Source organism: Streptomyces sp. BBFR2 (assembly GCF_044497305.1).
In the GTDB taxonomy this organism is placed as follows: domain Bacteria; phylum Actinomycetota; class Actinomycetes; order Streptomycetales; family Streptomycetaceae; genus Streptomyces.
In genome coordinates, this window is sequence record NZ_CP172415.1 from 1,842,268 (window position 1) to 1,868,016 (window position 25,749).

Consider the following 25,749-nt stretch of genomic DNA (forward strand, 5'->3'; position numbering starts at 1 on the left):
GGGCCACATCGGAGCCTTTCAACACCCCACCGCACACAGTGGGGGGAAGCGAAACTGCAGCCTTCCGATCGCCGGTATCAGCTAGAAACCACCAGCCCAACACTGCTGCCAGCGTCACCAAGGGTGCCACGACCAGGAAGACCTTTTTCCCTGCGTTCACCATTCCCTTCACGCTCCTCAGCCGCGACCGATGCCATGTTCGCGATTTCGGCCGTCCCCGTAAGCCAGGTTCGCCTGGTTATACGCGGCGAGCGCCATCCTTTCAGCTTCATCCCTGGGAACTCCCGCCTGCCGAGCAGCATTGAGGGTGGCACGGCGTGCCGCCTGTGCGGAGTTCTCGCGATTCTCCTCGACATACGAGTCGGCAGTTTCCTTGGCCGCGTCCTTCGAGTCATGCGTAAAGTTGTCGATAGCCGCCCCCGACAGTCTTCGATGGCCCACTGAAGAGCATCTCCACCTACCGGGATCTTCGAGGTGGCCATACCAATGATCCGCCCCGCCCATTTATCGCCGGTTTTCAACCCGTCATTGAATTCCTTATCGTCCGCAATTTTATCGTCATACGTGGCGGTGGCTCGCGATTCGGCGAGAATCCCGTCCACCACGGCTCCCGGCTGCACAACATCACCCGTGCGCTTCACCGTTTCTTCCCCACCTTCAGCGATGACGTGCTTAACAGCTTCCGAAGTAGCCGCCTGCTGCGCCTGAGAAATTGCCCCGTATGCGTCAGGATCCTTACCGACGGCGCCGATGAAGTCGATCAGCTTCCCGTTGTTCAGCTCGGAAAGGTGTGCATCCGCTCCGGTCGAGGGGAAAACCCCATCACTCCCTGATTCGCCGCCCATCGCACGTTGGACATCCAACATGTAATCAGCAGTCATGTGACCGAGGCTGTCCGCCATGGGCGCCAGGCTCGCATGTTTCTTGGCGTCGATGAGCTCGGGATGGCTTCCGAATTTCTCTACCACCCTGTGCATGAGACCCGCCTGTTCCTCAGTGTGCTTGACATGCCCGGCGCCCTCGTCGTCGTACGCCCGTCCGGAGACCGCGGCCTCCAGGGCGTGCCCTAGAGCATCAGGGCCCTTCGCCAGCTCCTTCTCCAGCGCCTTGTCGTAATCGTCCCAGTCACCGAAAGCAGTGTCGGGTGCTTCCGGAGAGGACTCAGGAACCCAGTCGTAGCCCTTGTCGGTCAAGTAATCCAAGTAATTGTGTATCGGTTTGCCATTGGCCCCCTTGCCAAGTTCAGGCTGCCCTTGAACTTCCTCGCCGTTTTCGTTGTATTTGTGCATCGGCCCGTTGAAGAAGTCCGTGGCCGCTTCCGGGCTGTGCCCCAGCGCCTCCAGAACCCCGGTGTTCGGGATGACTCCGGGGTGCTTTTCCTGCAACTGGGTAACATGCTCGGCAACAGGGACAATGAAACGGGGGTCGTACTCCCCTTCTTTCAAGATCTCACCAAGCGCCCGATACCCGTAACTCGAGCCCTCTCCACCGTCAAGAATCCGCTCGGACCCCGCCCTGCGCAGCTGTGAATTCCATTCATCGCTGAGGTGCGGCTCATTGTCGGGGTCCGTCGCGGTAGCCAGCGAGACGCCCATTTCCTTCTTGAGGTCCTTGTAGATACCCTGCCGCCGCTCATCTGAGTCGAGCATCTCACGCGAAAGCTTTGCGATGGTCTCCAGCGTGGACTTGGGGCCGAGTTTTCTGTAAAACTCGGTGGTGAACTCCGGATCCTGTCGGTTGCGATGCATGATGTGCTGCAACTCGCTCATCTGCCGATCCGTCATCTTTTCGCCATGCCGCATGAGCTCTACCGCGTGCTGCGCATCCGCAGAGTCCAGGCTCGTCGTCACTTCTTTCCCATTGAATGCCAGAGCACCCTTTCCCCCCGCGTCCTTCCGCAGCGCCCAGCAAGCAGATTCATCTGCTTCCCAAGCCCGCCTCAAGACTTTCGCGATGCTCCCCTCCAGTTCGTAAATCTTATTGTCCTGCTCAGACGCCTTGATGTCCTCAGGCGATACATCCGGAGCTATGGGTGAATCTTTTTCGTGCTGCACCGGATGACGAGCCGACACCACGCCTGATTCACTCACATGAAGACCTTGAGAGGGCGCGGTGACATCAGCGAGGTGGTGCAAGTCGTCCTTGGAATTTTTCAGCTCGGAGTATGCATCAGCCAGGATCCCGTGAATCCCCTTGGCCTCGACCGCCGCGTTCTCATACTCTTTCTTGCAGGACGTCATACGCATACGCGCCGATTGAACGGTAAGCACTGGCCCGACCCACCCGGAAGAGCCGAAAGGACGCTCCACGCTCTCGTCGTACATTCCAAGTAACTTGGAGAAATCCGCGGATACTGCCGCCCAGGCATCCGCAGCAGCTTTAAGCTTGGAAAGATCGATGTGATAGAGACTGCGATACGTCAGCAAAACATCCCCGTTCAACTATTTTTTCGATCGCTCCTGAACCTCGTCGGCATCGCGCCTCACCCGAACGGTGAATTCACTTCCCGGCCCGCATTTCCCATGACGGCGGAATTTGTGGACTCAACTGTGGAGTACGCTTCGCTCGTGTCGATGCACTGCCCTCCCAGCAGCACACAGTCAGCTTGCAGCGAATTGAGTTGTCTGCTCCACGTTTCGGAAAGTTCACTCAACGCCTTGCCCAGGCCTCCATCCCATTCTGCTTGCGAAAACCCCTGGGAGGCGGCACGCGTTTCGTCGAGCGGCCGATTCCCGGCCTTCTTGGTTTCCCCCGCAAGATCCAATGCCCCTTGCCCGGCCTTACGCAGCTCGGCGGGGTCATCGATCTCCGTACCAGTGAATGACAAGGCTCCCCCTACACGCGGAAAGTCAGCTATGGATACTCTCCGTGCCTGAGCCTACAAAGATCGACCCCACCCATGCTGCATTTCGGCCACTGCCCGAAGCTCCGGTATCGGCCATTACGCGGGGCCCGTCCTCCTGCGCGGGAGTGCCACGTCTCCCGTGCCGCTTTGATCGCTGCGGCGCTCCCCTACCAGAAGGAGATGTCGCCGGAGGAGCGGAGCAGCCGGGGCTCAGGCACCCGGCGAGCGCTGTCGATCCGGTCGGCAGAGCTCCGGCCACGCGGAGATGACCTGTTCGGAGCAGGTCCGCACAGGTCGCAGCACTCCTCTGGCTGCCGACGCCAAGATCGGGACGTAGGGGAAAGCCTCTGGTGCGGCCTTCCCCTACGGCGCCACCCCCTACGCCTCCGCCGCCGCCCGGCGCCGGGTCGTGGCGATGGTGGCGGAGCCGACGACGCGGGTGCCGTCGTAGAGGACGATGGCCTGGCCCGGGGCGACGCCGCGGACCGGCTCGGTGAAGGTGACGTGGAGTTCCTCGGCGTCGGTCAGCTCGGCGCTGACCTCCGTCTCGCCGCCGTGGGCGCGGAGCTGGGCGGTGTAGGTCGCGGGGCCGCCGGCCGGCGGGCGGCCGCACCAGCGGGGGCGTATCGCGGTGAGGCCGGTGACGTCGAGGGAGGCGGCGGGGCCGACGGTGACGGTGTTGTCGACCGGGGAGATGTCGAGGACGTAGCGCGGTTTGCCGTCGGCGGCGGGGGTGCCGATGCGCAGGCCCTTGCGCTGGCCGATGGTGAAGCCGTAGGCGCCGTCGTGGCTGCCGAGGCGGTTGCCGGACTCGTCGACGATGGCGCCCTCGGCGGTGCCGAGCCGCTTGGCGAGGAAGCCCTGGGTGTCGCCGTCGGCGATGAAGCAGATGTCGTGACTGTCCGGCTTCTTCGCGACGAACAGACCGCGCCGGGCGGCCTCCTCGCGGATCTCCGCCTTGGTGGTGCGGGTGTCGCCCAGCGGGAACATCGCGTGCGCGAGCTGCCGGTCGTCGAGGACGCCGAGGACGTACGACTGGTCCTTGGCCATATCAGAGGCGCGGTGCAGCTCGCGGCTGCCGTCCTCGCGCAGCACGACGGTGGCGTAGTGGCCGGTGCAGACGGCGTCGAAGCCGAGGGCGAGGGCCTTGTCGAGCAGCGCGGCGAACTTGATCTTCTCGTTGCAGCGCAGGCAGGGGTTGGGGGTGCGGCCGGCCTCGTACTCGGCGACGAAGTCCTCGACGACGTCCTCACGGAAGCGCTCGGCGAGGTCCCAGACGTAGAAGGGGATGCCGATGACGTCGGCGGCGCGGCGGGCGTCGTGGGAGTCCTCGATGGTGCAGCAGCCGCGGGCGCCGGTCCGGAACGATTTCGGGTTCTCGGACAGGGCGAGGTGCACGCCGGTCACGTCGTGTCCTGCCTCGGCGGCGCGGGCGGCGGCGACGGCGGAGTCGACACCGCCGGACATGGCGGCGAGTACGCGCAGGCGGGGTGCGTCAGTCATAACTTATCCAGGGTAGACGGAACCACCGGCAGTCCCGTACGCGTTGTCCAGCGCATGGGGAAGACGGAACGGACCGGGTCCGGCATCAGCAGGCGGCGCGCGTTGTGGATCGGCGGCGCCGCGGTGACCGCCGTCGGTTCCGCCGTCGTCGCCTCCCGCGAGGGACTGCTGCCGGGCGCCGCGCAACCGCGCACGCCGGGCGCCGTCGACCAGCCGGGCGCGGAGTGGATAGCGGCGTCCTCGGCGAACTGGCGGCGGGCCGATCGCCCGGACGACTACCCGATAGACCGTGTGGTGATCCACGTCGTCCAGGGCAGCTACCCGACGGCGCTGAAGGTCTTCCAGAACCCCCTCCACGCGGCCGCCTCGCACTACGTGGTGCGCAAGGACGGCCATATCGCGCAGGTCGTACGGGAGCTGGACGTGGCGTTCCACGCGGGCAACCGCGCGTACAACGAGCGGAGCGTCGGCATCGAGCACGAGGGGTTCGTGGACCGTCCGGAGTCGTTCACGACGGCGATGTACGCCGCCTCGGCGCGGCTGACGGCCGGGATATGCCGCCGCTACGGGTTCCCCGCCGACCGGCGGCACATCGTGGGCCACTCCGAGGTGCCGGGCGCCGACCACACCGACCCGGGGCCGCTCTGGGACTGGGACGGCTATCTGCGGCTGGTCCGCGCGGAGCTGCGGAAGAAGCCGCGGACGGGGAAGGCGTAGCGGACCGCCCCGGGCGCGCGGCCCGGGGCGGTGCCGGTCAGCTCAGTCCGGCCTGCCGGGCCCGTTCGACCACCGGGCCGATGGCCTCGGCGAGCGCCGCGACGTCCTCGGCGGTGGAGGTGTGGCCCAGCGAGAAGCGGAGCGTGCCGCGGGCCAGTTCGGGCGGGGTGCCGGTGGCGAGGACGACGTGGCTGGGCTGGGCGACGCCCGCGGTGCAGGCGGAGCCGGTGGAGCAGGCGATGCCGCGGGCGTCCAGCAGGAGGAGCAGGGAGTCGCCCTCGCAGCCGGGGAAGGAGAAGTGCGCGTTGGCGGGCAGGCGGCCCGCCGGGTCCGGGTCGCCGCCCAGGACGGCGTCGGGCGCGGCGGCGCGTACCGCCTTGATCAGGTCGTCGCGGAGGGCGCCGATGTCGCGGGCGAACTCCGCGCGGTGCGCGACGGCGTGGCGGGCGGCGGCGGCGAACGCCACGATCGCGGGGGTGTCGAGGGTGCCGGAGCGGACCTGACGCTCCTGGCCGCCGCCGTGCAGCACGGGCACGGGCGTCCACTCCCGGCCCAGCACCAGCGCGCCGATGCCGTACGGACCGCCGATCTTGTGGCCGGAGACGGTCATGGCGGCGAGGCCCGAGGCGGCGAAGTCGACCTCGGTCTGACCGACCGCCTGGACCGCGTCGGCGTGCAGCGGGATACCGAACTCCCGGGTCACGGCGGCGAGTTCGCGGACCGGCTGGAGGGTGCCGATCTCGTTGTTGGCCCACATGACGGTGGCCAGCGCGACATCCGCGGGGTCGCGCAGGACGGCCTCGCGCAGCGCGTCGGGGTGGACCCGCCCGTAGGAGTCGACCGGCAGCCACTCCACCCGTGCGCCCTCGTGGGTGGCGAGCCACTCCACGGCGTCCAGGACGGCGTGGTGCTCGACGGGGCTGGCCAGGACGCGGGTACGGGCCGGGTCGGTGTCCCGGCGGGACCAGTACAGGCCCTTGACCGCGAGGTTGTCGGCCTCCGTGCCGCCGGCGGTGAAGACGATCTCGCTGGGGCGGGCACCGAGGGAGGCGGCGAGCGATTCGCGCGCCTCCTCGACGGTGCGCCGGGCCCGCCGTCCGGCGGCGTGCAGCGAGGACGCGTTCCCGGTGACGGCCAGTTGGGCGGTCATCGCCTGCACCGCTTCGGGAAGCATCGGGGTGGTGGCGGCGTGGTCGAGGTAAACCATGGTGCCCACGATTCTACGGGCGGCCTCCGGCGCCCCGGGGGCGCATGCCCGGCGCGCGGGGGCGCCGCCCGCCGGGGGCACCGTACGCGCCGGATCCCGCCGCGCCGGGGCATCCGGTGCGGGGCGTGCGGGCGCCGCCCCGCACCACGGCCGGTCAGCCGCCGAGGGGTGCCCGGGCCAACTGGCGGGACTGGGCGACGAGGCGGTCCGCGGAGTCCCAGACCTCGGCGTCCTCCTCCAGGAAGCCGCCCGCGAGGTTGCGGGTGGTGATGGCGACGCGCAGCGCGCCGGGCGCCGGGCGGCAGCGGATGTGGCAGGTCAGCTCGACGGTCGGCACCCAGCCCGACAGCCCCAGGTCGAAGGCGGTGGGCGGCAGGGCGTCGACGGTCAGCAGCAGGGAGAGCGGGTCCGGGTCGCGGCCGTCGGCGAGGCCGAACCAGCCGCGCATCTCGCCCTTGCCGGAGGGCGCGCCGACCGCCCAGCCCGCGGTGGCCGGGTCGAGCCGGATGTCGAGCCGGTCGGCGATGGCGGTGCTGCCCGGTATCGCCGCCGCGCCGTCGGGCGCGCTGTCGGTGCCCAGGCAGTGCGCGTACGGGGGCAGCTCCGGGGGCTTGGCGCTGGTGCGGACGTCGTCGGGGAGCGCGGCGAGGTCGCCGTAGGAGGCGAGCACCCGCAGCCGCTCGACCTCGGTGCCGTCCGGTGCGGTCTGGACGAGGGTGGCGGTGCCGGTCGACAGGGTGCGGCCGGTGCGGACCACTTCGGTGCGGATGACGGCGGGCCCGGGGACGGACGCCGTCAGGTAGTGCGCGGTGACCGAGAGCGGGTCGGGGTGCGGCAGGGCGTCGCCGAGCGCGCGGCCCATGAGGGCGAGGAGATAGCCGCCGTTGACGGCCTGGATGATCGTCCAGCCGGCGGAGAGGTGTACGTCGTAGCGCCCCGGGGCGCTGCGTACCACCGCCGTGTCACGGTCGAACTCGCTGTTACCAAGGGTCACCTGTGCCATGGCCGGAACGCTACACCGAAAGGTTACCGACCGGTAGTGTCAATTTTCTGTGTCCGGCGGCGTCCCGCTCCCCCGCGGCCTGGGATGATTCCGCCATGCTCCACGTGCTCTACCTGATCGGTGTCGCCGCGTTCGCCGCGAGCGGGGTGCTCGCCGCGTACCGCGCGAACATGGACCCCTTCGGCGGTCTGGTGCTCGCCTTCGCCGCCTCGATCTCCGGCGGCACGCTGCGCGATCTGATCCTCGACCGGCATCCGCTCTACTGGACGCACGACTGGGTCCTGCTGACGGTGATCATCTGCGTCGGCGTGGCCACCATGGTCTATCTCCGCTTCCTCACGCTGCCGCGTAAGTCGTTGCTGGTCGTCGACGCGGTCGGGCTCGCGGTCGTCACGGTGATCGGGGCGCGCGCCGCCATCGACGCGGGCGCCACCCCGCTCGCGGTGCTCATCCTGGCGGTGCTGACGGGCGTGGCCGGTGAGGTCATCCGCGATGTGCTGTGCGGGGAGTTCCCGCCGCTGCTGCTGCGGGAGGACGTCTACGCGATCGCCGCGCTGGCCGGCGCCGTCCTCCTGCTGGCCCTGCACCATCTCGGCGTCGGCGGCACCGCGGCCACCGCCGCCTCCGCCGGGCTGGTCTTCGCGCTGCGGATGGGCGCGGTCTATCTCGGACTGCATCTGCCCCGGCCGCACCGGACGCCGGAGCGTGCGGGCACGGGCGACTGATACGGCCGGGGCGGGCCGGGGCTACGGCTTCGGCAGCGGCGGCCGGGAGGTGGTGTGCAGCCAGGTGTCGAAGAGGTCGCCGAGCGGCTGCCCGGAGATCTTCTCGGCCAGCGCGATGAACTGCGAGGTCTCGGCGTTGCCGTGGCGGTGGGCCGCGGTCCAGGCGGGCAGCAGCTTGAAGAACGCGGTGTCACCGATGCGTTCGCGCAGCGCCTGGAGGGTCATCGCGCCCCGCTGGTAGACCGCGTCGGAGAACATCGTGTCCCGCTGCGGATCGGCGACCTCGATCTTCCAGAACGGGTCGTCCGCGGGGAGGGCGGCGTACGCCTCGCGGAACGCGTCATGGGCGCTCCGGGTGCCCTTGTGCTCGTCCCACAGCCACTGCGCGTAGCTGGCGAAGCCCTCGTTGAGCCAGATGTGCCGCCAGTTCTTGACGGAGACGGAGTCGCCGAACCACTGGTGGGCCAGTTCGTGGACGATCGTGGTCTCGTTGCGGACCGCCGAGTACGCGGGCTTGGACTGCACCTCCAGGGAGAAGCCCGCCTGCGGCATGTCGTCGACGATGGCGCCGGTCTCCTCGAACGGGTACGGGCCGAACACCTTGGACCAGTAGTCCGTGGCCTTCGCCGTGACGCCGTAGACGTCGACCTTCCCGGTGGGCAGCGTCGGGTCGGTGGCGACGTAGATCGGCGTGCCGCCGGGCGTGGTGCCGGTGCGGACGTCGAACTTCCCGATGGTGGCGGTGGCCAGGTACGTCGCCATCGGGCGGCTCTCGCGCCAGTGGGCGTACGAGCGGCCGCCGCGCTCGCCGGACGCGATCAGCCGCCCGTTGGAGACGCCGGTCAGCCCCTTGGGCGCGTCGATGCGGATGTCGTACGTCGCCTTGTCGCCGGGGTGGTCGCTGGAGGGGAACCACGTCGAGGCGGCGTTCGGCTCGCAGGCGACGAAGACGCCGTCCTTCGTCTTCATCCAGCCGTACTCGGAGCCGAAGATGATCGGCCCGCTCAGCGGCCGGGGTATGCCGCCGTAGGTGACGGTCACCTTGAACGTCCGGCCGTCGCGCAGCATCCGCACGGGCCGGACGGTGATCTCGTCGCCGGATCTGGTGAACCGCGCCGGGCGGCCGTCGACCCGGACGGCGGTGACGTCGAGCTTTTGGAGGTCGAGGTCGAAGGCGGTGAGGTTCTGGGTGGCGCGGGCGGTGAGCGTGGTGCGGCCGTCGAGGCGGCCGGTGGAGGGGTGGTAGCTGACGCCCAGGTCGTAGTGGAGGGCGTCGTAGCCGCCGTTGCCGAGGCGGGGGAAGTAGCTGTCGCCGGCGCCGGGCGCGCCCGGGGTGCCGGCGGGTGCGGCGGCGGCGCTGCCGGGGGCGGTGGCCACCCCGCAGACCGTGGCGACGACGGTGCAGGCGGCGGCCAGGGAGAGCAGCCGGGGGCGGCGGAGCGCGGATGCGGAGAGTGCCATGGAGAGCCCATCTCTTCGAACACACGGATGCGGAAGTCGTACGGCGTTGCAGCCGCGCCGACTCTGCACGCACCCGCCGCCCCCGGTGCGTGACTTTGCCAACTCGTCATGCGGGGGCGGAAGTTCCCGCCGGCGGGGGCGGCGCGGGCGCCGGGGCGGCCGGGGGCGCGCGGACGTCGCGGGGCGCCGGCGGCGGCCGGCGCCCCGGGGAGCGGTCGTTCCCGTGCCCCGGCCGCCGCCGGGGCACGGCGCTCACTCCGTCCCGGGTCCCGGGGCGTTCTCGGGGTGGTGGCAGGCGACCTTGTGCCCGTCCTTGAGCGAGACCAGCGGCGGTTCGGTCGTCGCGCAGGTCTCGGTCGCCTTCCAGCAGCGGGTGCGGAACCGGCAGCCGGACGGCGGGTTGATCGGGGACGGGACGTCGCCCTTGAGCAGGATGCGGTCGCGTTCGGTGCGCCGCTTCGGGTCGGGCACCGGCACCGCCGACATCAGCGCCTTGGTGTAGGGGTGCATCGGCGTGGTGTACAGGGAGGTGCGGTCGGCCAGTTCGACGATCTTGCCGAGGTACATGACCACGATGCGGTCCGAGACGTGCCGGATGACGGACAGGTCGTGGGCGATGATCACGTATGTCAGGCCCAGCTCCTCCTGGAGGTCGTCCATGAGGTTGACGACCTGTGCCTGGATGGAGACGTCCAGCGCGGAGACCGGTTCATCGGCGACGACCAGCTTCGGCTTGAGGGCGAGGGCGCGGGCGATGCCGATGCGCTGGCGCTGGCCGCCGGAGAACTCGTGCGGGTAGCGGTTGTAGTGCTCCGGGCTCAGGCCCACCAGCTCCAGCAGCCGCTGCACCTCCTTCTTGACGCCGCCCTCGGGCTCGACGCCCTGGAGCCGGAAGGGGGTGGAGACGATGGTGCCGATGGTGTGCCGCGGGTTCAGCGACCCGTACGGGTCCTGGAAGATCATCTGGACGTCGCGGCGCATCGGGCGGAGCCGCCCCGGGGAGAGGTGGGTGATGTCCGTCCCCTCGAACTCGACGGTGCCGCCGGTGGGTTCGTCGAGCCGGGTGATGAGCCGCCCCATCGTCGACTTGCCGCAGCCGGACTCGCCGACCACGCCCAGCGTCTCGCCCGGATACACGTCGAAGTCGATGCCGTCGACCGCCTGAACCGCCCCGACCTGCCGCTTGAGCAGCCCCTTGGTGATCGGGAAGTGCCGCGTCAGCCCGCGCACCCGCAGCAGCGGGGTACCCGCGCCGTCGGCGTCCTTCCGCTGCGCGGGGACGGAGACGGCGGGGTCGGCGGTCACGGCAGGCTCGTCGGGCCCGGCGGCGGCCACGGGCTCGGCGGGTTCCGCAACGGCCACGGGTTCGGCCTCGGCCACGGCCACGGGCTCGGCGGGCCCGGCGGGCTTCTCAGCCTCGGCGGGCTTTCCGGCCTCCTCCGTGGGCTTCCCGGCTTCGGCGGGCTCGGCCTCGGCGGGTTCCGCAGCGGCCACGGATTCGGCGGACTCGGCGGACTTCTCAGCCTCGGCGGGCTTCCCGGCCTTCGCCTTCCCGGTCTCCTCCGCGGGCTCCCCCGGTTCCGCCGCCTCGGCCTTCCCGGAGGGCTTCCCGGCCTTACCCGCCCGCGCGGGCTTCTCCGGCTCCGGGACCTCGGCCTTCCCGGCGGCCGACTCCGGCCCCACGGCCTCGGTCTTCTCCGGCTCCACGGCCTTACCGGGCTCCACGGCCTCGGCCTTGCCGGCCCCCGCCGTCCCTCCGGGCTTCCCGGACTTCCCCGCCGGCCCGGTCTTCCGGGACTTCCCGGCCGCCCCGGACTTCCCGGCCGGCCCGCTCTTCCGGGCCGTCCCCGGCTTCTTCTTCTCGTTGTCGGTCACAGCTTGGGCGCAATCTCTTCGGTCCAGATCCGCTTCCGCTCCGCCGGTGCCATGTGGCACGCGGAGAAGTGGCCGTCCGTGGCCTCGGTGAGCTCGGGGCGGACCGTACGGGTCAGGTCGTCCTTGGGTACGTCCGCGTACGGGCAGCGCGGGTTGAAAGCGCACCCGGAGGGGACGTTGATCAGGCTGGGCGGCGAGCCCTTGACCGGGATCAGCCGGTCGGTGTGGTCCCGGTCGATCCGCGGCATCGAGCCGAGCAGGCCCCAGGTGTAGGGGTGCTGCGGCGCCTCGAAGATCTTGTCGGCGGGGCCGCGTTCGACGCACCGTCCGCCGTACATGACCAGCAGGTCGTCCGCGAGTTCGGCGACCACGCCCAGATCGTGGGTGATCACGATGACGGCGGAGCCGAACTCCTTCTGCAGATCGCGGATCAGGTCGAGGATCTGCGCCTGGACGGTGACGTCCAGCGCGGTCGTCGGCTCGTCCGCGATGAGCAGTTCGGGGTTGTTGACCAGCGCCATCGCGATCATCGCGCGCTGGCGCATCCCGCCGGAGAACTGGTGCGGATGGTCGTCCACCCGCTTGTCCGGCTGCGGGATGCCGACCCGGTCCAGCATCTCGATCGCCCGCTTGCGCGCCGTCTTCCGGTCGACGTCGTGGTGGACGCGGTACGCCTCCACGATCTGCTTGCCGACGGTGTAGTAGGGGTGCAGCGCGGAGAGCGGGTCCTGGAAGATCATCGCCATCCGCCGGCCGCGCAGCCGGCGGACCGCGTCCGGATCGGCGCCGATCAGCTCCTGGCCGTCCAGCCGGATCTCGCCGGACATCCGGACCTTGGCACGCTGCCGCCGCGACGCGGCGTGCAGCCCCATCACGGCGAGCGAGGTGACGGACTTGCCGGAGCCGGACTCGCCGACGATGCCGAGGGTCTTGCCCTTCTCCAGCGTGAAGGAGAGGCCGTCGACGGACTTGACCAGGCCGTCGTCGGTCGGGAAGTGCACCTTCAGATCGCGGACGTCGAGGAACGGGCCCGCCTCGGTGGCCGGTTCGGCGGCCGGTTCGGTGGCGCCGGACGCCTTCGGGGCGCCGGATGCGGTGTCGTCGGAGTCGGTCACGAGAGCCTCACGCGCGGATCGACGGCGGCGTACAGGACGTCCACCACCAGGTTGCACAGGACGATGAAGAACGCGGCGAGCAGGGTGACGCCGAGGATGTTGGGCAGGTCGTTGGCGGTGATCGCCTGGACGGCGAAGGCGCCCACGCCCTGGAGCGAGAAGACCTGTTCGGTGATGAGCGCACCGCCGAGCAGCAGCCCCAGGTCCATGCCGAACACGGTGATGAGCGGGGTGAGGGCGGCGCGCAGTCCGTGCTTGACGACGACGGTGCGCTCCCCCAGCCCCTTGGCGCGGGCGGTGCGGATGTAGTCCTCACCCAGCGTCTCCAGCATCCCGGCCCTGGTCAGGCGTGCGTAGAGCGCCGAGTAGAGGAACGCCAGCGTCACCCAGGGCAGGACCAGCGTCCGGGCCCACAGCAGCGGGTTGTCGAAGAGCGGGACGTAGTCGCTGCGTTCGAAGAGCGGCCACTGGTAAGTGAAGAGCGCCAGCGCGATGGCTCCGGTGAAGAACATCGGCAGCGAGACACCGGCCAGGGCGACGCCCATCGACAGCCGGTCGAAGAGCGAGCCGGGGCGCAGCGCGGAGATGACGCCGGTGGTGATGCCGGTGAGGAGCCAGACGACGGCCGCGCCGGCGGCGAGCGACAGGGTCACCGGCAGCCGGGACTGGATCTCCGGCCAGACCTCGATGTGGGTCTTGAAGGAGTAGCCGAAGCACGGCATGTGGCAACGCGCCGCCTCGGGGCCGAACTTGTAGTCGACGCCGGTGAAGATGCCCCGGAGGAACTCCCAGTACTGTTCGTACACGGGCTTGTCCAGGCCGAGGTTCCTCTTCACCGCCGCGATGTCGGCGGGCGTCGGCGACTTGCCGATGTACTGCTGGGCGAGCTGGTCGGTGGTCTGCCCGGCGATCTTCGGCAGCAGGAAGAAGATGCCGAAGGTGACCGCGCTGACGATCAGCAGCAGGATCACCGCGCTGATCACCCTGCGGATGAGGTACGAGAACACGGGGATGCGGCGTCGGTGCCCGCGGGGCCGAGGGGGCCGGCCGCGGGCACCAATGCCTTCACCTGCCTTCCGGGACTTACTTCTTGACGCCGATGTTGAGGTAGTCGTACTGCCCGCTGTACGCCGAGGTCGCGACCATGTTCGTGGCCTTCGGGGAGCGGTAGTTCAGGACCTTGAAGTAGGTGAGCGGGACCATCACGGCCTGGCTCATCGCCTTCTTGTCGATCTCGGCGTACGCCTTCTCGCGCCCGGCCTTGTCCGGGTTGGCGACGGCGGAGTCGAGGAGCTTGTTGATCTCCGGGTCGTCCGTCTCGGAGAGGTTGGTGTTACCGGACTGGGAGATCGCCTTGCCGTTGAGGATCTGCTGGAGGTAGCCGTAGCCGGTCGGGAAGTCGGCGCCCCACTGCATCATGATCAGACCGACGTCGTTCTTCTTGTTGAACGACGGGACGCCCGCGTAGTCCGAGAAGTACTTGCTGCTCGGGTACTGCTGGATCTTGGCGTTGACGCCGATCTTCTTCAGCGAGGAGATGACGGAGGTCGCCGCGTCCACCTCCTCCTGCCGGTCACTGCGGGCGAGGATGGTGGTGGAGACGTTCCCGGCGCCGCACTCGGCCCACTTCTTCTTGGCCTCGGTGAGGTCGAGGTCGTCGCCCGCGTACTTCTGCGGGTACAGGTCGTACTTCTCGTAGCCGGGGATGTCGGTGGGCAGGACGGTGGAGGCGATGTCGCCGCGGATCGGGCCGCCGAGGGAGGTCTGCACGGCCTTCTTGTCGACGGCGTACTCGACGGCCTGGCGGCAGGCGAGCTTGTCGAACGGCTTCACCTTGGAGTTGATCGACAGGTAGTTGAGCCGCTGGCCGAGGGCGTTGTCGGTGTTGCCCTTCTTCTTGGAGTCGAGCAGCAGTTGGGCCTGGGTCTGCGCGTCGACGCCCTTGCCGGCCATGTCGACCATGGTGTTGCCGGCCAGCAGGTCCTTGTCGATGGTGGACTGCGCCACCTTCAGCTTCAGGACGATCTTCTCCGGAAGCTGCTTGCGCAGCGGGTCCGTCTTCGCCGACCAGTGCGGGTTGCGCACCAGGGTGAGCTGCTTGCCCTCCTGGTAGTCCTGGTACTTGTACGAACCGGAGGAGATCACGGACCGGGTGTAGTCGGCGCCCTTGTCCTTGTCCTGCGGCACCGGCGCCGTCTGCGGGGCGCTGACCAACTGGTCGAACTCCGCGAACGCCTTCTTGAGGTGGAAGACGATGGTGTGGTCGTCCGGCGTCTCGATGGACTTGAGCCCGTCCTTGCTCTTGTCCTTGTACGGGCCCTTGTAGCCGCCGTCGTTGTCCTTGAGGAACTGCTGGAAGTAGTTCGGGCCCAGGGACAGCGTGTCGCGGGCGAAGTTGGAGCGCTCGACGGCGTACTTGACGTCCTGCGAGGTGACCTCCCGGCCGTCCTCGTACTTCACCCCCTTGCGGATCTTGTACGTCCAGGTCTTGCCGCCGTCGGAGGACTTGCCCTTCGACTCGGCGAGGTCCGGGACGATCTCGTTGCCCTTGGGGCCGGGGGCCGGCTTGAAGGTCGTCAGGGAACGCGCGTAGAGGCGGCTGAAGTTGTACACGAACGCGTAGTAGGTGTTGCCCGGGTCGAAGGACTCGGGGGCGTCGCTCATCGCGTAGGTGACGGTGCCGCCCTTCGCGTCCGAGGCGTTGACGATGCCCTCCGTCGCGGCGTTCGCCTTGCCGGAGGCGGTGGATCCGGCGCCCCCGGTGCAGCCGGCCAGCAGGCCCGCGCTGGTGATGGCCGCTATCGCCGCGACCGGAACTGACCTTCGCATGATGGTGGCGCTCCCCTTGATTCGTCGAACACTTCGGGAAAGGACTTCGGAAAACTTCGGACGACCGGACGTACGGCGGGCGGTGGGGGCGGGCCCGGAGGGCTCAGCGTCCGCCGCGGGGGTCCAGTGCGTCCCGCAGACCGTCACCGAGCAGGTTGAACGCGAGCACGGTGACGAAGATGGCGAGGCCGGGGACGAGCATGTACTGCGGGTCGACCTCGTAGTACTTGACCGCCTGGTTGAGCATGCCGCCCCAGGACGCCTGGGGCGGCTGGATGCCGACGCCCAGGAAGCTCAGCGCCGCCTCGAAGAGGATGTTGGAGGGGATCAGCAGCGTCGAGTAGACGACGATCGGGCCGACGAGGTTGGGCAGCAGTTCGCGGAAGAGGATGAACGGACCGCGCGCACCCATCCCGCGCGCCGCGTCGACGAACTCCCGCTCCCGCAGCGACAGGGTCTGCGCCCGCACGATGCGGCCCATGTACGGCCAGTTGAAGAACCCGATCACGAAGATCAGCACGGAGAGGTGGAGCGGCAGTCCGGTGAGGCCGAAAGCGCCCCCCTGGAGCGAGGCGGAAATCGCGATGGCGAACAGCAACAACGGGAACGCCAGGAAGACATCCATCAGCCGGCTGATCACCGCGTCGACGCGTCCGCGGTAGAAGCCGGCGACCACTCCCATGACCGTGCCGATCGCCACCGACAGCAAGGTGGCGCCGAAGGCGACGATCAGCGAGACCCAGGAACCCTCCAGCACCCGGGCGAGCAGGTCACGGCCGAACTTCGGGTCCACGCCCAGCGGGTGGTCGCCGCTCATACCGCCCAGGTCGCCCTTGGGGAGCGTGGTGTTGGGGTCGATCAGCGACTGGTGGGGGCTGTCGGGGTCGAGACCGAGCAGCGCCTGGAGCGGGCGGGAGAGCGCGGCGACGGCGATGAGCAGGATGACAACGATGGCACCGGCCACCGCGACCTTGTCGCGCCGGAAGCGCAGCAGCGCGATGCGGCCGAGCGAGCGGCCTTCGATCCGCTTGCCCGCCACGCCCTTCAGCACCGCTTCCGGCTGCGCCTGGGCAGCCGCGCCGGTGGTCTCGATCGGTGCGGTCACAGTGCCTTTGACCCCTCTCGGCCGACGCTGCGGCCTCATGCCCCGCCGCGCTCGCGGCCTGGTTCCCATCGCCGCCGCACGACGCGCACGGGTGCCATGGAAGTTCGCACCGTGAAACATCGCGGCGTCACATGACAGGTGTCCGGATGGTGTTCGTACACAGGGCCGATGCCCTGCTGCCGGAGTCTTCATCCGATTCGCGATCACTCACCAGCCCCCAAGGTGAATGGATGCGCAACTGTGATCTGGTCCACAAGTCTCCGCTATACGGACGCAAGGGACGTCTGAACGGAGAATTCCGTGGCGAGAAAAGGCCCGTCAACGCGCGGGCGAAAAGGACATATTCGAGACACCGCGTCCTGGACGGTGCGGCTCCGGGGCCCGGGAAAGGCCCGCCGCCGGATCAGTAGGGGCGCGGGTAGCCGTACCCGGTGGGCGGCTGCGCCGGGGCGCCGTAGCCCTCGCGGTCGAAGAAGGGGCGCGTACAGGCCCGCATCCACATGCCGACCGGGTCGTACTCGTCGTTCATCGCGACGGTCGAGACCGGCAGCCCGTCGGGGACCGCGCCCATCGACTGCTGGACCATCAACCGGGCCGCGTCCACGCCCTGTTGGCCCGCGTCGTAGAGGTCGAGGCCGAGGGCGAGGTAGGGCGCGCCGAGGGCGGGCTGCACCCAGGCGCGGCGCAACGACCGGACGGCGGGCGTGCGGTGGGCGTTCTGGGTGAGCAGGCCGTAGAACTGCGGGAGGTCGATGACCGGTTCGGTGATGCGCAGCGGTCCGGCGGGCAGCCGGTCGAGGCCGCCGGCGATACGGCGCAGATCCAGCCAGGGGATGCCGACGCCGCCGCCGGGGGCGTGCGGATTCAGCCACAGGCCCCAGCGGTCGGGGAAGAGGGCGGAGGCGATCTCGACACCGGTGACCAACTCGTGGTCGCGGTTCCATCCGGAGGCGGCCAGCTCGGGCGCGGAGGTGACGCAGGGCGCGTAGCCCAGGCCGTCGACCTCCATGTTTCCGTACTGCGCGTCGGGCATCCCGGCGCGGCCGTGCCAGAGCAGCATCCAGACCTGACCGGCGGCGAGCGCGTGCAGCAGCGCCTCGTAGGCGTCGTAGCGGCCGGGTGCGATCTGTCCCAGCATCTGCTCGACCCGGCCTGCCGCCGCTCCCTGATGCGCACCCGCGCTCACGTGGTCCGTCCCTTCTCCGGCGGCCGCGTGGGGTACGCCCGCCCGTCGTCCGTCCAGCTTACGAGTGGTCCCGGGAGTAGAAGGGCCGTACGCGCGCCGTCATCCAGTCGGCGACCGGGTCGCCCTGGGCGACGTCCAGCAGCACCAACTGGACGGGCCAGGCCACCGGCACCGTGCCGAGCGCGCGCCCCAGGGCCGCGAGGACCGTCTCGCGGGTGGCGTCGTCGTAGGGGTTGGCGAGGGTGGCGTCGATCTCGACCCCGACGAAGAGCGCGGGCGTGTCGCCCTCCACACTTGCCAGGGCACGCCGGGCAGTCAGGACAATTCCGGCACCGGAGAACTCCAGCCCGGCGGCCGCGAGGAAGTCCACCGGCTCCTCCTGCCAGTCCGGCTCGAAGAGCCGCACCCGGCCGCCGGTCGGCGCGGGCACCCCGGCCCCCGCCTCCCGGCACAGCTCGGCCACCGCGGGCGCGGGCAGCGCGGTGCCGACCGTGCCGCCGGGGTTGACGGCGATACCGAGCAGCGGCGGCAGCCCCCGGGCGAACTCCTTCGCCGGGGCGACGGTGAAGGACATGTGGGCGCCGACGGTCCGCAGGAACTCCTGCTCGGAGCTGAACACCGGGACGTACGCGACGTCGTCGATCTCGACGGTGGGCAGGTCCAGGCCCCGGCCGCCGGGGCCCGCGGCGTCCGGGCCGCCGCCGTTGGGCAGCGGCACCCACACCCGGCTGCGGCCCAGCACCTCCACGATCCGGCCGCCCGCGCCGGGGTGGCCGACCGAGGCCGCGAGGACCTCCTCCAACTCGTTGGCGGGCCACGCCGGCCGCGGTATTCCCTGCTCGATCCCCTGCTCGGGAAAGTCCATGTCCATCCATCCGCTTCCGTACCGCGCGCTCTGGCCGATGAGCTTAGGGGGTGTCCTGCGGGTCCTCGCGGGGCCGTGGCGAGCGGCAGCGCGCCTCGCCGCGGCGCCGTCCCGCCCGCGGGCTCCTGCCCGCGGAAGGCTCCGCCCCGCGGCGCGCACCACCGGCCGCCATGACCCACGAAGACCGACAGGACAACCCCCAGGCCCTGTCGCCGCCCTCCGGTGGCCGCCCGGAAAGGGGCGGACGGAGGGTGACGACCGAACCCTAGACGAGTGGCGGCGCCGCCGCGTCCGCCGCCCGGGGCGCGGGCCCGCCGCCGCCGAACCGGAGCGTACGCAGCCGGTCCGCCGCGGCCCGGTCCAGCAGGACGGCCGAGGCGAACCCCCGGGGCGGGCGCCCCGCCGCGGCGTCCCGGATCAGCCGCCGGGCGGCCGTACGGTGCCGGGCGAAGGCGTAGCCGGACACCCCGCGCCCGCGCGAGCGCTGGCCGCGCCGTGCCACCTCGGGCGGGACGTCGAGCAACAGCAGGTGCGGGCGGCGCCCGCCGCGCCGCGCCGCGCGGGCGATCCAGCGGCGCACCCAGGTCTGCGTCCCGCAGTCGTGCACCACCGCACTCCGGCCCGAGCGCAGCACCCGGCGCAGCCCGAGGTAGTGCGCCACCCGGACGAGTGGCCGGTAGAGGGCGTACGGCACCCGGCGCAGCCGGCCGCGCTCCCAGCGCTCGCGGACGTCCTGGGAGTCGACGCGGTGGACGGGGTCGCCCCCGCCGTCGGCCGCGGGGACGACGCGGTGCATCAGGGTGCTCTTGCCGCTGCCGGGCAGCCCGGAGACGACGATCAGGGCGCCCGCGGCGAAGCGGAGTTCGGCCGGGAGCCCGGCGGCGGGGCGTCCCCGCAGGTCGGTGACGGCGGGGGCGGCGTCCGGAGCCGGGGCGGTCCCCGGGTACGCGTCCGGGGCGGTGTCCGGCCGTGCCTCGCGGGGCGGCGCGTCCGGGGCGGCAACCGGGCCCGCGTCCGGGCGCGGCCCGCGGCGCGCCTCCGGTGCCGGACGGGTCTCCGGCGGACAGGTCTCCGGTGCCGGACGGGTCTCCGGTGCCGCCCTCGGCGGCCGGGCGCCGCGAGGTCCGGGGACGGGCCGGGGCGGCGCGGTGCCCCCGGTCGCCGGTACGGCCGTGCGCGCGGCTTCGCTCTGCACCGTGATCGCCCCTTCCCCCTCGGCGGGGCCGGGCGGCGGCCCCGTCCCCTCCCGCACAGTGTCAAGGAAAGGTAATGCCCTTCAAGACGCGGGGTGTTCCGGTGCCGCGCCGCGGGCGGTGCGCGGTCCCGGGCGGCGCCGTGCGGAAGCGTTCCGTCCGGGCCGCCGGGCGGGTTCCGGGCCGGGGCTCCTACGTGCGGCGTTCCCGTGCGATGATGTCGGCGCCCCGTGCACTCAAGGCGTCGCGCCGTGCACGGTCAAACTCCATACCGGCCGCTTGAATCCGCGCGGGAGAGTCCCCGGCCGCGCGCCGGGGCGCCGAAGGAGCAAGTCCTCCCTTGAATCTCTCAGGCCCCTATACCGCGCGGGCGAGGCAGATCTGAAAAGCGAGCCGCGGCCCGTACGGGAGCGGTTCCACCCAAGGTGCAAACCGGCCCGTTCGCGGGATTCCGGTGAACCTCTCAGGTTCCGATGACAGATGGGGAGACATGTCCTCTCACCCTGTCCGGGAGCCCACCATGACCGATGCCCCCCGCCGCACCGCGCTCGACGCCGTCCACCGCGCGCTGGGCGCGACCATGACCGACTTCGCCGGCTGGGACATGCCGCTGCGCTACGCCAGCGAGCGCGACGAGCACCTCGCCGTCCGCACCCGCGCCGGTCTCTTCGACCTCTCCCACATGGGCGAGATCACCGTCACCGGCCCGCAGGCGGCCGACCTCCTCGACCACGCGCTGGTCGGCAACATCGGCTCCGTGAAGCCGGGCCGCGCCCGCTACACCATGATCTGCCAGGAGGACGGCGGCATCCTCGACGACCTGATCGTCTACCGCCTGGGCGAGACGGAGTACATGGTCGTCGCCAACGCCTCCAACGCGCAGACCGTCCTGGACGCGCTGACCGCCCGGGCCGGCGGTTTCGACGCCGCGATCCGCGACGACCGCGACGCGTACGCGCTGCTGGCCGTGCAGGGCCCCGAGTCCCCCGGCATCCTCAAGGCCGTCACCGACGCCGACCTCGACGGGCTGAAGTACTACGCCGGGCTGCCCGGCACGGTCGCCGGGGTCTCTGCGCTCATCGCGCGCACCGGCTACACCGGCGAGGACGGCTTCGAGCTGTTCGTCCGGCCCGAGGACGCGGCCGCGCTCTGGGAGGCTCTGCTGGCGGCGGGCAAGGACGCCGGGCTGGTCCCATGCGGGCTGTCCTGCCGCGACACGCTGCGCCTGGAGGCGGGCATGCCGCTCTACGGCCACGAGCTGACGACGGCGACCACACCGTTCGACGCGGGTCTGGGCCGGGTCGTGAAGTTCGAGAAGACATCCAACGGCGGCGCCTTCGTCGGTCGCGCCGCGCTGGAGGCGGCCGCCGCGCGCGCCGAGGAGCAGCCGCCGCGCAAGCTCGTCGGTCTGATCGCCGAGGGCCGCCGGGTGCCGCGGGCGGGCTACCCGGTGGTGGACGCCGAGGGCACCGTCATCGGTGAGGTGACCTCCGGCGCGCCGTCGCCGACCCTGGGCAAGCCGGTCGCGATGGCGTACGTCGACGCCGCGCACGCCGCCCCGGGCACCGCGGGCGTCAAGGTCGACATCCGTGGCAGCCACGAGCCGTACGAGGTCGTCGCGCTGCCCTTCTACAAGCGGGAGAAGTAGCCCGTAACGGGACACATCGCCGCCCGGATCCGCCGTACGGGGCCGCCGGGCCGGTCCGGCGCGGCCGGGCCGCCGCCGCTGTGTCTCACTGTGCAGACCCCTTTCACCACCACACCCTCGCGTACAGGAGAATCGACCCATGAGCAACCCCCAGCAGCTGCGCTACAGCAAGGAGCACGAGTGGCTGTCGGGCGCCGAGGACGGCGTCTCGACGGTCGGCATCACCGAGCACGCGGCGAACGCGCTCGGCGACGTCGTCTACGTGCAGCTCCCGGAGGTCGGCTCCACGATCACGGCGGGCGAGACCTGCGGTGAGCTGGAGTCGACCAAGTCGGTCAGCGATCTCTACGCGCCGGTCGACGGCGAGATCACCGAGGTCAACGAGGGTGTCACCGACGACCCCTCGCTGGTGAACACCGCCCCGTTCGAGGGCGGCTGGCTGTTCAAGGTGAAGATCACCGGGGAGCCGGGCGACCTGCTCTCCGCGGACGAGTACACCGCCTTCACCGCCGGCTGAGTCCGCCGCTCGGCCGCCGCCCGTACCGAAGCGCTCCGCGCCCCCTGAACCCTCCAGGAGAAGACCCATGTCGCTTCTCGACAGCTCCCTCCACGAGCTCGACCCCGACGTCGCCGCCGCCGTCGACGCCGAGCTGCACCGTCAGCAGTCCACCCTCGAAATGATCGCCTCGGAGAACTTCGCTCCGGTCGCCGTCATGGAGGCGCAGGGCTCGGTTCTCACCAACAAGTACGCCGAGGGCTACCCCGGCCGCCGCTACTACGGCGGCTGCGAGCACGTCGACGTGGTCGAGCGGATCGCCATCGACCGCATCAAGGAGCTCTTCGGCGCGGAGGCGGCCAACGTCCAGCCGCACTCCGGTGCGCAGGCCAACGCCGCCGCGATGTTCGCGCTGATCAAGCCGGGCGACACCATCCTGGGCCTGAACCTCGCCCACGGTGGCCACCTCACCCACGGCATGAAGATCAACTTCTCCGGCAAGCTCTACAACGTGGTGCCCTACCACGTCGACGAGAAGACCAACCTGGTCGACATGGAGGAGGTCGAGCGGCTCGCCAAGGAGCACCGCCCGAAGCTGATCGTCGCGGGCTGGTCCGCCTACCCGCGCCAGCTCGACTTCGCCGCCTTCCGCAAGATCGCGGACGAGGTCGGCGCGTACCTGATGGTCGACATGGCGCACTTCGCCGGTCTGGTCGCCGCGGGGCTGCACCCCAACCCGGTGCCGCACGCCCACGTCGTCACCACCACCACCCACAAGACCCTGGGCGGTCCGCGCGGCGGCGTGATCCTCTCCACCCAGGAGCTGGCCAAGAAGATCAACTCCGCGGTCTTCCCCGGTCAGCAGGGTGGTCCGCTGGAGCACGTCATCGCGGCGAAGGCGGTCTCCTTCAAGGTCGCGGCGTCCGAGGAGTTCAAGGAGCGCCAGCAGCGCACCCTGGACGGCGCCCGCATCCTGGCCGAGCGCCTGGTGCAGCCGGACGTCACCGAGGCGGGCGTCTCCGTCCTGTCCGGCGGCACCGACGTCCACCTCGTCCTGGTCGACCTGCGCGACAGCGAGCTGGACGGCCAGCAGGCCGAGGACCGTCTCCACGAGGTCGGCATCACCGTCAACCGCAACGCCGTCCCGAACGACCCGCGGCCCCCGATGGTCACCTCGGGTCTGCGGATCGGCACCCCGGCGCTGGCCACCCGCGGCTTCGACGCCGACGACTTCCGCGAGGTCGCCGACATCATCGCCGAGGCGCTGAAGCCGTCGTACGACGCCGAGTCGCTCAAGGCGCGGGTCGCCGCCCTCGCCGCGAAGCACCCGCTCTACCCCTCCCTCTGAGAGGGAGCGCGCGGCGCCCCGCCGCGCGCCGTTGCCTCCGGGCGCCGCACCACCGGCGCCCGGAGGCGGTACGGGCCACGAGCCCGGGGTCCCGGCCCCGGGCTCGCCGTCTGCCTGCCCCGGAATCCGGAACGATCCGGCACACAGGGCACGGAACGGACGCGGACCCCGGCCGCGGACGGCACCGCCCGGCCGCGTACGGCGGCGGCAGGGCCACGCCCCGGCCGCCCCGCGCACCGCTCCGTACCGGGGCTCGCGGCCACCCGCGGCACCGGCCGTTCCCCGGGCCGCCCGCCGCCCGTCGGCCCGTGTCCGGCGGCCCGCCCCGTGTCCGCGTTACGCTCGTCAGTCGGCACCGATACACCCCGAAACCCGTATCAACCTCCCGATCCCCCTCTCTCCGCCCGCACCGCCCCTCACGAGCAGACAAGGGAGTCCGCCACCGTGGCCATCTCCGTCTTCGACCTCTTCTCCATCGGCATCGGCCCCTCCAGCTCCCACACGGTGGGCCCCATGCGCGCGGCCCGGATGTTCGCCGGCCGCCTCAAGAAGGACGGACTGCTCGCCCAGACCGTCTCGGTACGGGCGGAACTCTTCGGCTCGCTCGGCGCCACCGGCCACGGCCACGGCACCCCCAAGGCCGTCCTGCTCGGCCTGGAGGGCAACTCCCCGCGCACCGTCGACGTGGAGAACGCCGACACCCGCGTCGCCGAGATCCGCGAGAGCGGCCGGCTGCGTCTGCTGGCGGCCGAGATAGGGGACGCCCACGAGATCGCGTTCGACGAGTCCACCCAGTTGATCCTGCACCGCCGCCGCTCCCTGCCGTACCACGCCAACGGCATGACCCTCTTCGCGTACGACGCCCACGGCGCCCCGCTGCTGGAGAAGACGTACTACTCCGTCGGCGGCGGTTTCGTCGTCGACGAGGACGCGGCGGCCGAGGACCGGATCAAGCTCGACGACACCGTCCTGACCCACCCCTTCCGCACCGGCGACGAACTGCTGCGGCTGACGCGGGAGACCGGCCTGTCCATCTCCGCGCTGATGCTTCAGAACGAGAAGGCGTGGCGCACCGAGGCGGAGATCCGCACCGGGCTGCTGGAGATCTGGCGCGTCATGCAGGCGTGCGTGGAGCGCGGGATGTCCCGCGAGGGCATCCTGCCGGGCGGCCTGAAGGTCCGCCGCCGGGCCGCCAACGCCGCCCGCGCCCTGCGCGCCGAGGGTGACCCGCAGACCCACGCCATGGAGTGGATCACCCTCTACGCGATGGCCGTCAACGAGGAGAACGCGGCCGGCGGCCGGGTGGTGACCGCCCCCACCAACGGCGCCGCCGGGATCATCCCCGCCGTCCTGCACTACTACGTGAACTTCGTGCCCGGCGCGGACGAGGACGGCGTGGTCCGTTTCCTGCTCGCCGCCGGTGCGATCGGCATGCTCTTCAAGGAGAACGCCTCCATCTCGGGCGCGGAGGTCGGCTGCCAGGGCGAGGTCGGCTCGGCCTGCTCGATGGCGGCGGGCGGCCTCGCCGAGGTCCTCGGCGCGACCCCGGAGAAGGTGGAGAACGCCGCCGAGATCGGCATGGAGCACAACCTCGGCCTGACCTGCGATCCGATCGGCGGCCTGGTGCAGATCCCGTGCATCGAGCGGAACGGCATGGCCTCCGTCAAGGCGGTCACCGCCGCCCGGATGTCACTGCGGGGCGACGGCCGCCACCACGTCTCCCTCGACAAGGTCATCAAGACGATGAAGGACACCGGCGCGGACATGTCGGTGAAGTACAAGGAGACCGCCCGCGGCGGCCTCGCGGTGAACATCATCGAGTGCTGAGGGGGCGGGCCCTGTCCCGCACCCCGCGGTGCCCCGGGTGGACGCGCCGCCCGGGAACGAAGATGCGGGGCAGCGTATCCGCGGTGAGGATGAAGTAGTGAGGGCGATGGCGCCCCATGACCGTGCGCCGGGAGGCCCTCGCACCGGACCGCAGGCAGGAGGAGTTCACGATGGCTGCGACGACAGGTACCACCCCGTCGGCTCACCCCGAGCGCCCGGGCAGGTCGGATGGTGTGTGCAGCGAGTTCACCGTCTTCACCAAGATCAAGCCGGGCCATGCCGACGCGTTGCGTGAGGACCTCGCCAGGATCGCCGGCGTGGAGAACCGTGAGGCGCTGCACCAGATCGGCACCCTGCACGACGCACGGCATGTGATCTTCGACAACGACACCCAGTTCATGTTCGCCAGCGTCTTCGACGGCTCCTGGGACACCTATATCGACGACTTCGGCAAGACGGTGGTGGGGGCGAACTTCGACAAGATCTTCGCGCACAGCGAAGGCTTCCCCGGAGTGAGCGATCCGGGGGTGAAGGACTGGTTCGTCGCCCACCAGGCGCCCGCGGGGGTCTTCGTCAGCTCCTATCCCGATCTGACCGTTCAGCAGATCTGGAAGGACCAGCGAGTGGACGAGGCGTTCCAGGAGGTGCTGGACACCCCGGAGTTCCGTGCGGCGCTGAAGAGTCCGGCCAACGCCGATCTGGTCGCCACGCCCGCCTTCCAGAAGCTCCTGGAGGAAGCCGCGGCCTAGGGGCGTCCTCCCGATCTCCGTGGGGCCGTGACGCCCGGCACCCCTCGGAATC

General features: G+C 70.6%; 21 protein-coding genes and 1 riboswitch. Of the genes, 7 read left to right on the forward strand and 14 right to left on the reverse strand.

What is annotated here, in order from left to right; all coding sequences use genetic code 11:
- Window positions 1-77: 77 nt before the first annotated feature.
- The 3 genes from ACGH2B_RS06610 to mnmA form a co-directional block, all read right to left on the reverse strand.
- Window positions 78-2,441 carry a hypothetical protein gene (locus ACGH2B_RS06610; RefSeq protein WP_399085494.1) on the reverse strand — a complete coding sequence of 788 codons (2,364 nt, stop codon included), beginning with the start codon at window positions 2,439-2,441 and terminating at the stop codon, window positions 78-80.
- 41 nt (window positions 2,442-2,482) lie between these two features.
- Window positions 2,483-2,827, reverse strand: a complete 345-nt coding sequence (locus ACGH2B_RS06615) for a hypothetical protein (RefSeq protein WP_399085497.1) — start codon at window positions 2,825-2,827, stop codon at window positions 2,483-2,485.
- Window positions 2,828-3,223: 396 nt separating this feature from the next.
- A complete protein-coding gene (gene mnmA, locus ACGH2B_RS06620) occupies window positions 3,224-4,348 on the reverse strand; it encodes a tRNA 2-thiouridine(34) synthase MnmA (protein ID WP_399085500.1) in 1,125 nt (374 codons plus the stop codon).
- Window positions 4,349-4,402: 54 nt separating this feature from the next.
- On the opposite strand from mnmA, the gene ACGH2B_RS06625 reads away from it, so the two are divergent.
- Entirely contained in the window at window positions 4,403-5,065 is a 663-nt protein-coding gene (locus tag ACGH2B_RS06625) for an N-acetylmuramoyl-L-alanine amidase (RefSeq protein WP_399085503.1), read from the forward strand.
- A 37-nt stretch (window positions 5,066-5,102) separates the two neighbouring features.
- Here the strand turns inward: ACGH2B_RS06625 and ACGH2B_RS06630 are convergent, their stop codons facing one another.
- Window positions 5,103-6,272 carry a cysteine desulfurase family protein gene (locus tag ACGH2B_RS06630; RefSeq protein WP_399085506.1) on the reverse strand — a complete coding sequence of 390 codons (1,170 nt, stop codon included), beginning with the start codon at window positions 6,270-6,272 and terminating at the stop codon, window positions 5,103-5,105.
- Window positions 6,273-6,426: 154 nt separating this feature from the next.
- On the reverse strand, window positions 6,427-7,275 hold the full coding sequence (locus tag ACGH2B_RS06635) for a thioesterase family protein (protein ID WP_399085509.1): 849 nt from the start codon (window positions 7,273-7,275) through the stop codon (window positions 6,427-6,429).
- Window positions 7,276-7,370: 95 nt separating this feature from the next.
- On the opposite strand from ACGH2B_RS06635, the gene ACGH2B_RS06640 reads away from it, so the two are divergent.
- Entirely contained in the window at window positions 7,371-8,000 is a 630-nt protein-coding gene (locus ACGH2B_RS06640) for a trimeric intracellular cation channel family protein (RefSeq protein ID WP_399085512.1), read from the forward strand.
- Window positions 8,001-8,021: 21 nt separating this feature from the next.
- On the opposite strand, the gene ACGH2B_RS06645 is transcribed toward ACGH2B_RS06640, so the two are convergent.
- From ACGH2B_RS06645 to ACGH2B_RS06685, 9 genes are all read right to left on the reverse strand, one after another.
- Window positions 8,022-9,461: a M1 family metallopeptidase gene (locus ACGH2B_RS06645; RefSeq protein WP_399085515.1), complete on the reverse strand. Its 1,440-nt coding sequence runs from the start codon at window positions 9,459-9,461 to the stop codon at window positions 8,022-8,024.
- Between the two features lie 252 nt (window positions 9,462-9,713).
- The gene (locus ACGH2B_RS06650) at window positions 9,714-10,766 is read right to left on the reverse strand and encodes an ABC transporter ATP-binding protein (protein WP_399096764.1); all 1,053 of its coding nucleotides are present in this window, start codon (window positions 10,764-10,766) and stop codon (window positions 9,714-9,716) included.
- A gap of 566 nt (window positions 10,767-11,332) precedes the next feature.
- Complete coding sequence (locus ACGH2B_RS06655) at window positions 11,333-12,451, reverse strand: ABC transporter ATP-binding protein (protein ID WP_399085518.1); 1,119 nt, start codon at window positions 12,449-12,451, stop codon at window positions 11,333-11,335.
- Entirely contained in the window at window positions 12,448-13,458 is a 1,011-nt protein-coding gene (locus ACGH2B_RS06660) for an ABC transporter permease (RefSeq protein ID WP_399085521.1), read from the reverse strand. The genes ACGH2B_RS06655 and ACGH2B_RS06660 overlap by 4 nt, the downstream gene beginning before the upstream one ends.
- 76 nt (window positions 13,459-13,534) lie before the next feature.
- On the reverse strand, window positions 13,535-15,280 hold the full coding sequence (locus tag ACGH2B_RS06665; RefSeq protein WP_399085524.1) for an ABC transporter substrate-binding protein: 1,746 nt from the start codon (window positions 15,278-15,280) through the stop codon (window positions 13,535-13,537).
- A 103-nt stretch (window positions 15,281-15,383) separates the two neighbouring features.
- A complete protein-coding gene (locus tag ACGH2B_RS06670) occupies window positions 15,384-16,385 on the reverse strand; it encodes an ABC transporter permease (RefSeq protein WP_399085527.1) in 1,002 nt (333 codons plus the stop codon).
- A gap of 403 nt (window positions 16,386-16,788) precedes the next feature.
- Window positions 16,789-17,571: an enhanced serine sensitivity protein SseB C-terminal domain-containing protein gene (locus ACGH2B_RS06675; protein WP_399085530.1), complete on the reverse strand. Its 783-nt coding sequence runs from the start codon at window positions 17,569-17,571 to the stop codon at window positions 16,789-16,791.
- A gap of 58 nt (window positions 17,572-17,629) precedes the next feature.
- On the reverse strand, window positions 17,630-18,436 hold the full coding sequence (locus ACGH2B_RS06680; RefSeq protein ID WP_399085533.1) for an enhanced serine sensitivity protein SseB: 807 nt from the start codon (window positions 18,434-18,436) through the stop codon (window positions 17,630-17,632).
- A gap of 265 nt (window positions 18,437-18,701) precedes the next feature.
- Window positions 18,702-19,631: an AAA family ATPase gene (locus tag ACGH2B_RS06685; RefSeq protein ID WP_399085536.1), complete on the reverse strand. Its 930-nt coding sequence runs from the start codon at window positions 19,629-19,631 to the stop codon at window positions 18,702-18,704.
- Window positions 19,632-19,909: 278 nt separating this feature from the next.
- Window positions 19,910-20,004, forward strand: a riboswitch (glycine riboswitch).
- Window positions 20,005-20,149: 145 nt separating this feature from the next.
- Here ACGH2B_RS06685 and gcvT point away from each other — a divergent pair.
- The 5 genes from gcvT (at window position 20,150) to ACGH2B_RS06710 (ending at window position 25,697) form a co-directional block, all read left to right on the forward strand.
- Complete coding sequence (gene gcvT / locus ACGH2B_RS06690) at window positions 20,150-21,277, forward strand: glycine cleavage system aminomethyltransferase GcvT (RefSeq protein ID WP_399085539.1); 1,128 nt, start codon at window positions 20,150-20,152, stop codon at window positions 21,275-21,277.
- Window positions 21,278-21,416: 139 nt separating this feature from the next.
- The gene (gene gcvH, locus ACGH2B_RS06695; RefSeq protein ID WP_399085542.1) at window positions 21,417-21,794 is read left to right on the forward strand and encodes a glycine cleavage system protein GcvH; all 378 of its coding nucleotides are present in this window, start codon (window positions 21,417-21,419) and stop codon (window positions 21,792-21,794) included.
- 67 nt (window positions 21,795-21,861) lie between these two features.
- On the forward strand, window positions 21,862-23,121 hold the full coding sequence (gene glyA, locus ACGH2B_RS06700; RefSeq protein WP_399085545.1) for a serine hydroxymethyltransferase: 1,260 nt from the start codon (window positions 21,862-21,864) through the stop codon (window positions 23,119-23,121).
- Window positions 23,122-23,565: 444 nt separating this feature from the next.
- Window positions 23,566-24,948, forward strand: a complete 1,383-nt coding sequence (locus tag ACGH2B_RS06705) for an L-serine ammonia-lyase (RefSeq protein WP_399085549.1) — start codon at window positions 23,566-23,568, stop codon at window positions 24,946-24,948.
- Window positions 24,949-25,118: 170 nt separating this feature from the next.
- Window positions 25,119-25,697 carry a hypothetical protein gene (locus ACGH2B_RS06710; protein WP_399085551.1) on the forward strand — a complete coding sequence of 193 codons (579 nt, stop codon included), beginning with the start codon at window positions 25,119-25,121 and terminating at the stop codon, window positions 25,695-25,697.
- The last annotated feature ends 52 nt before the right edge of the window (window positions 25,698-25,749 follow it).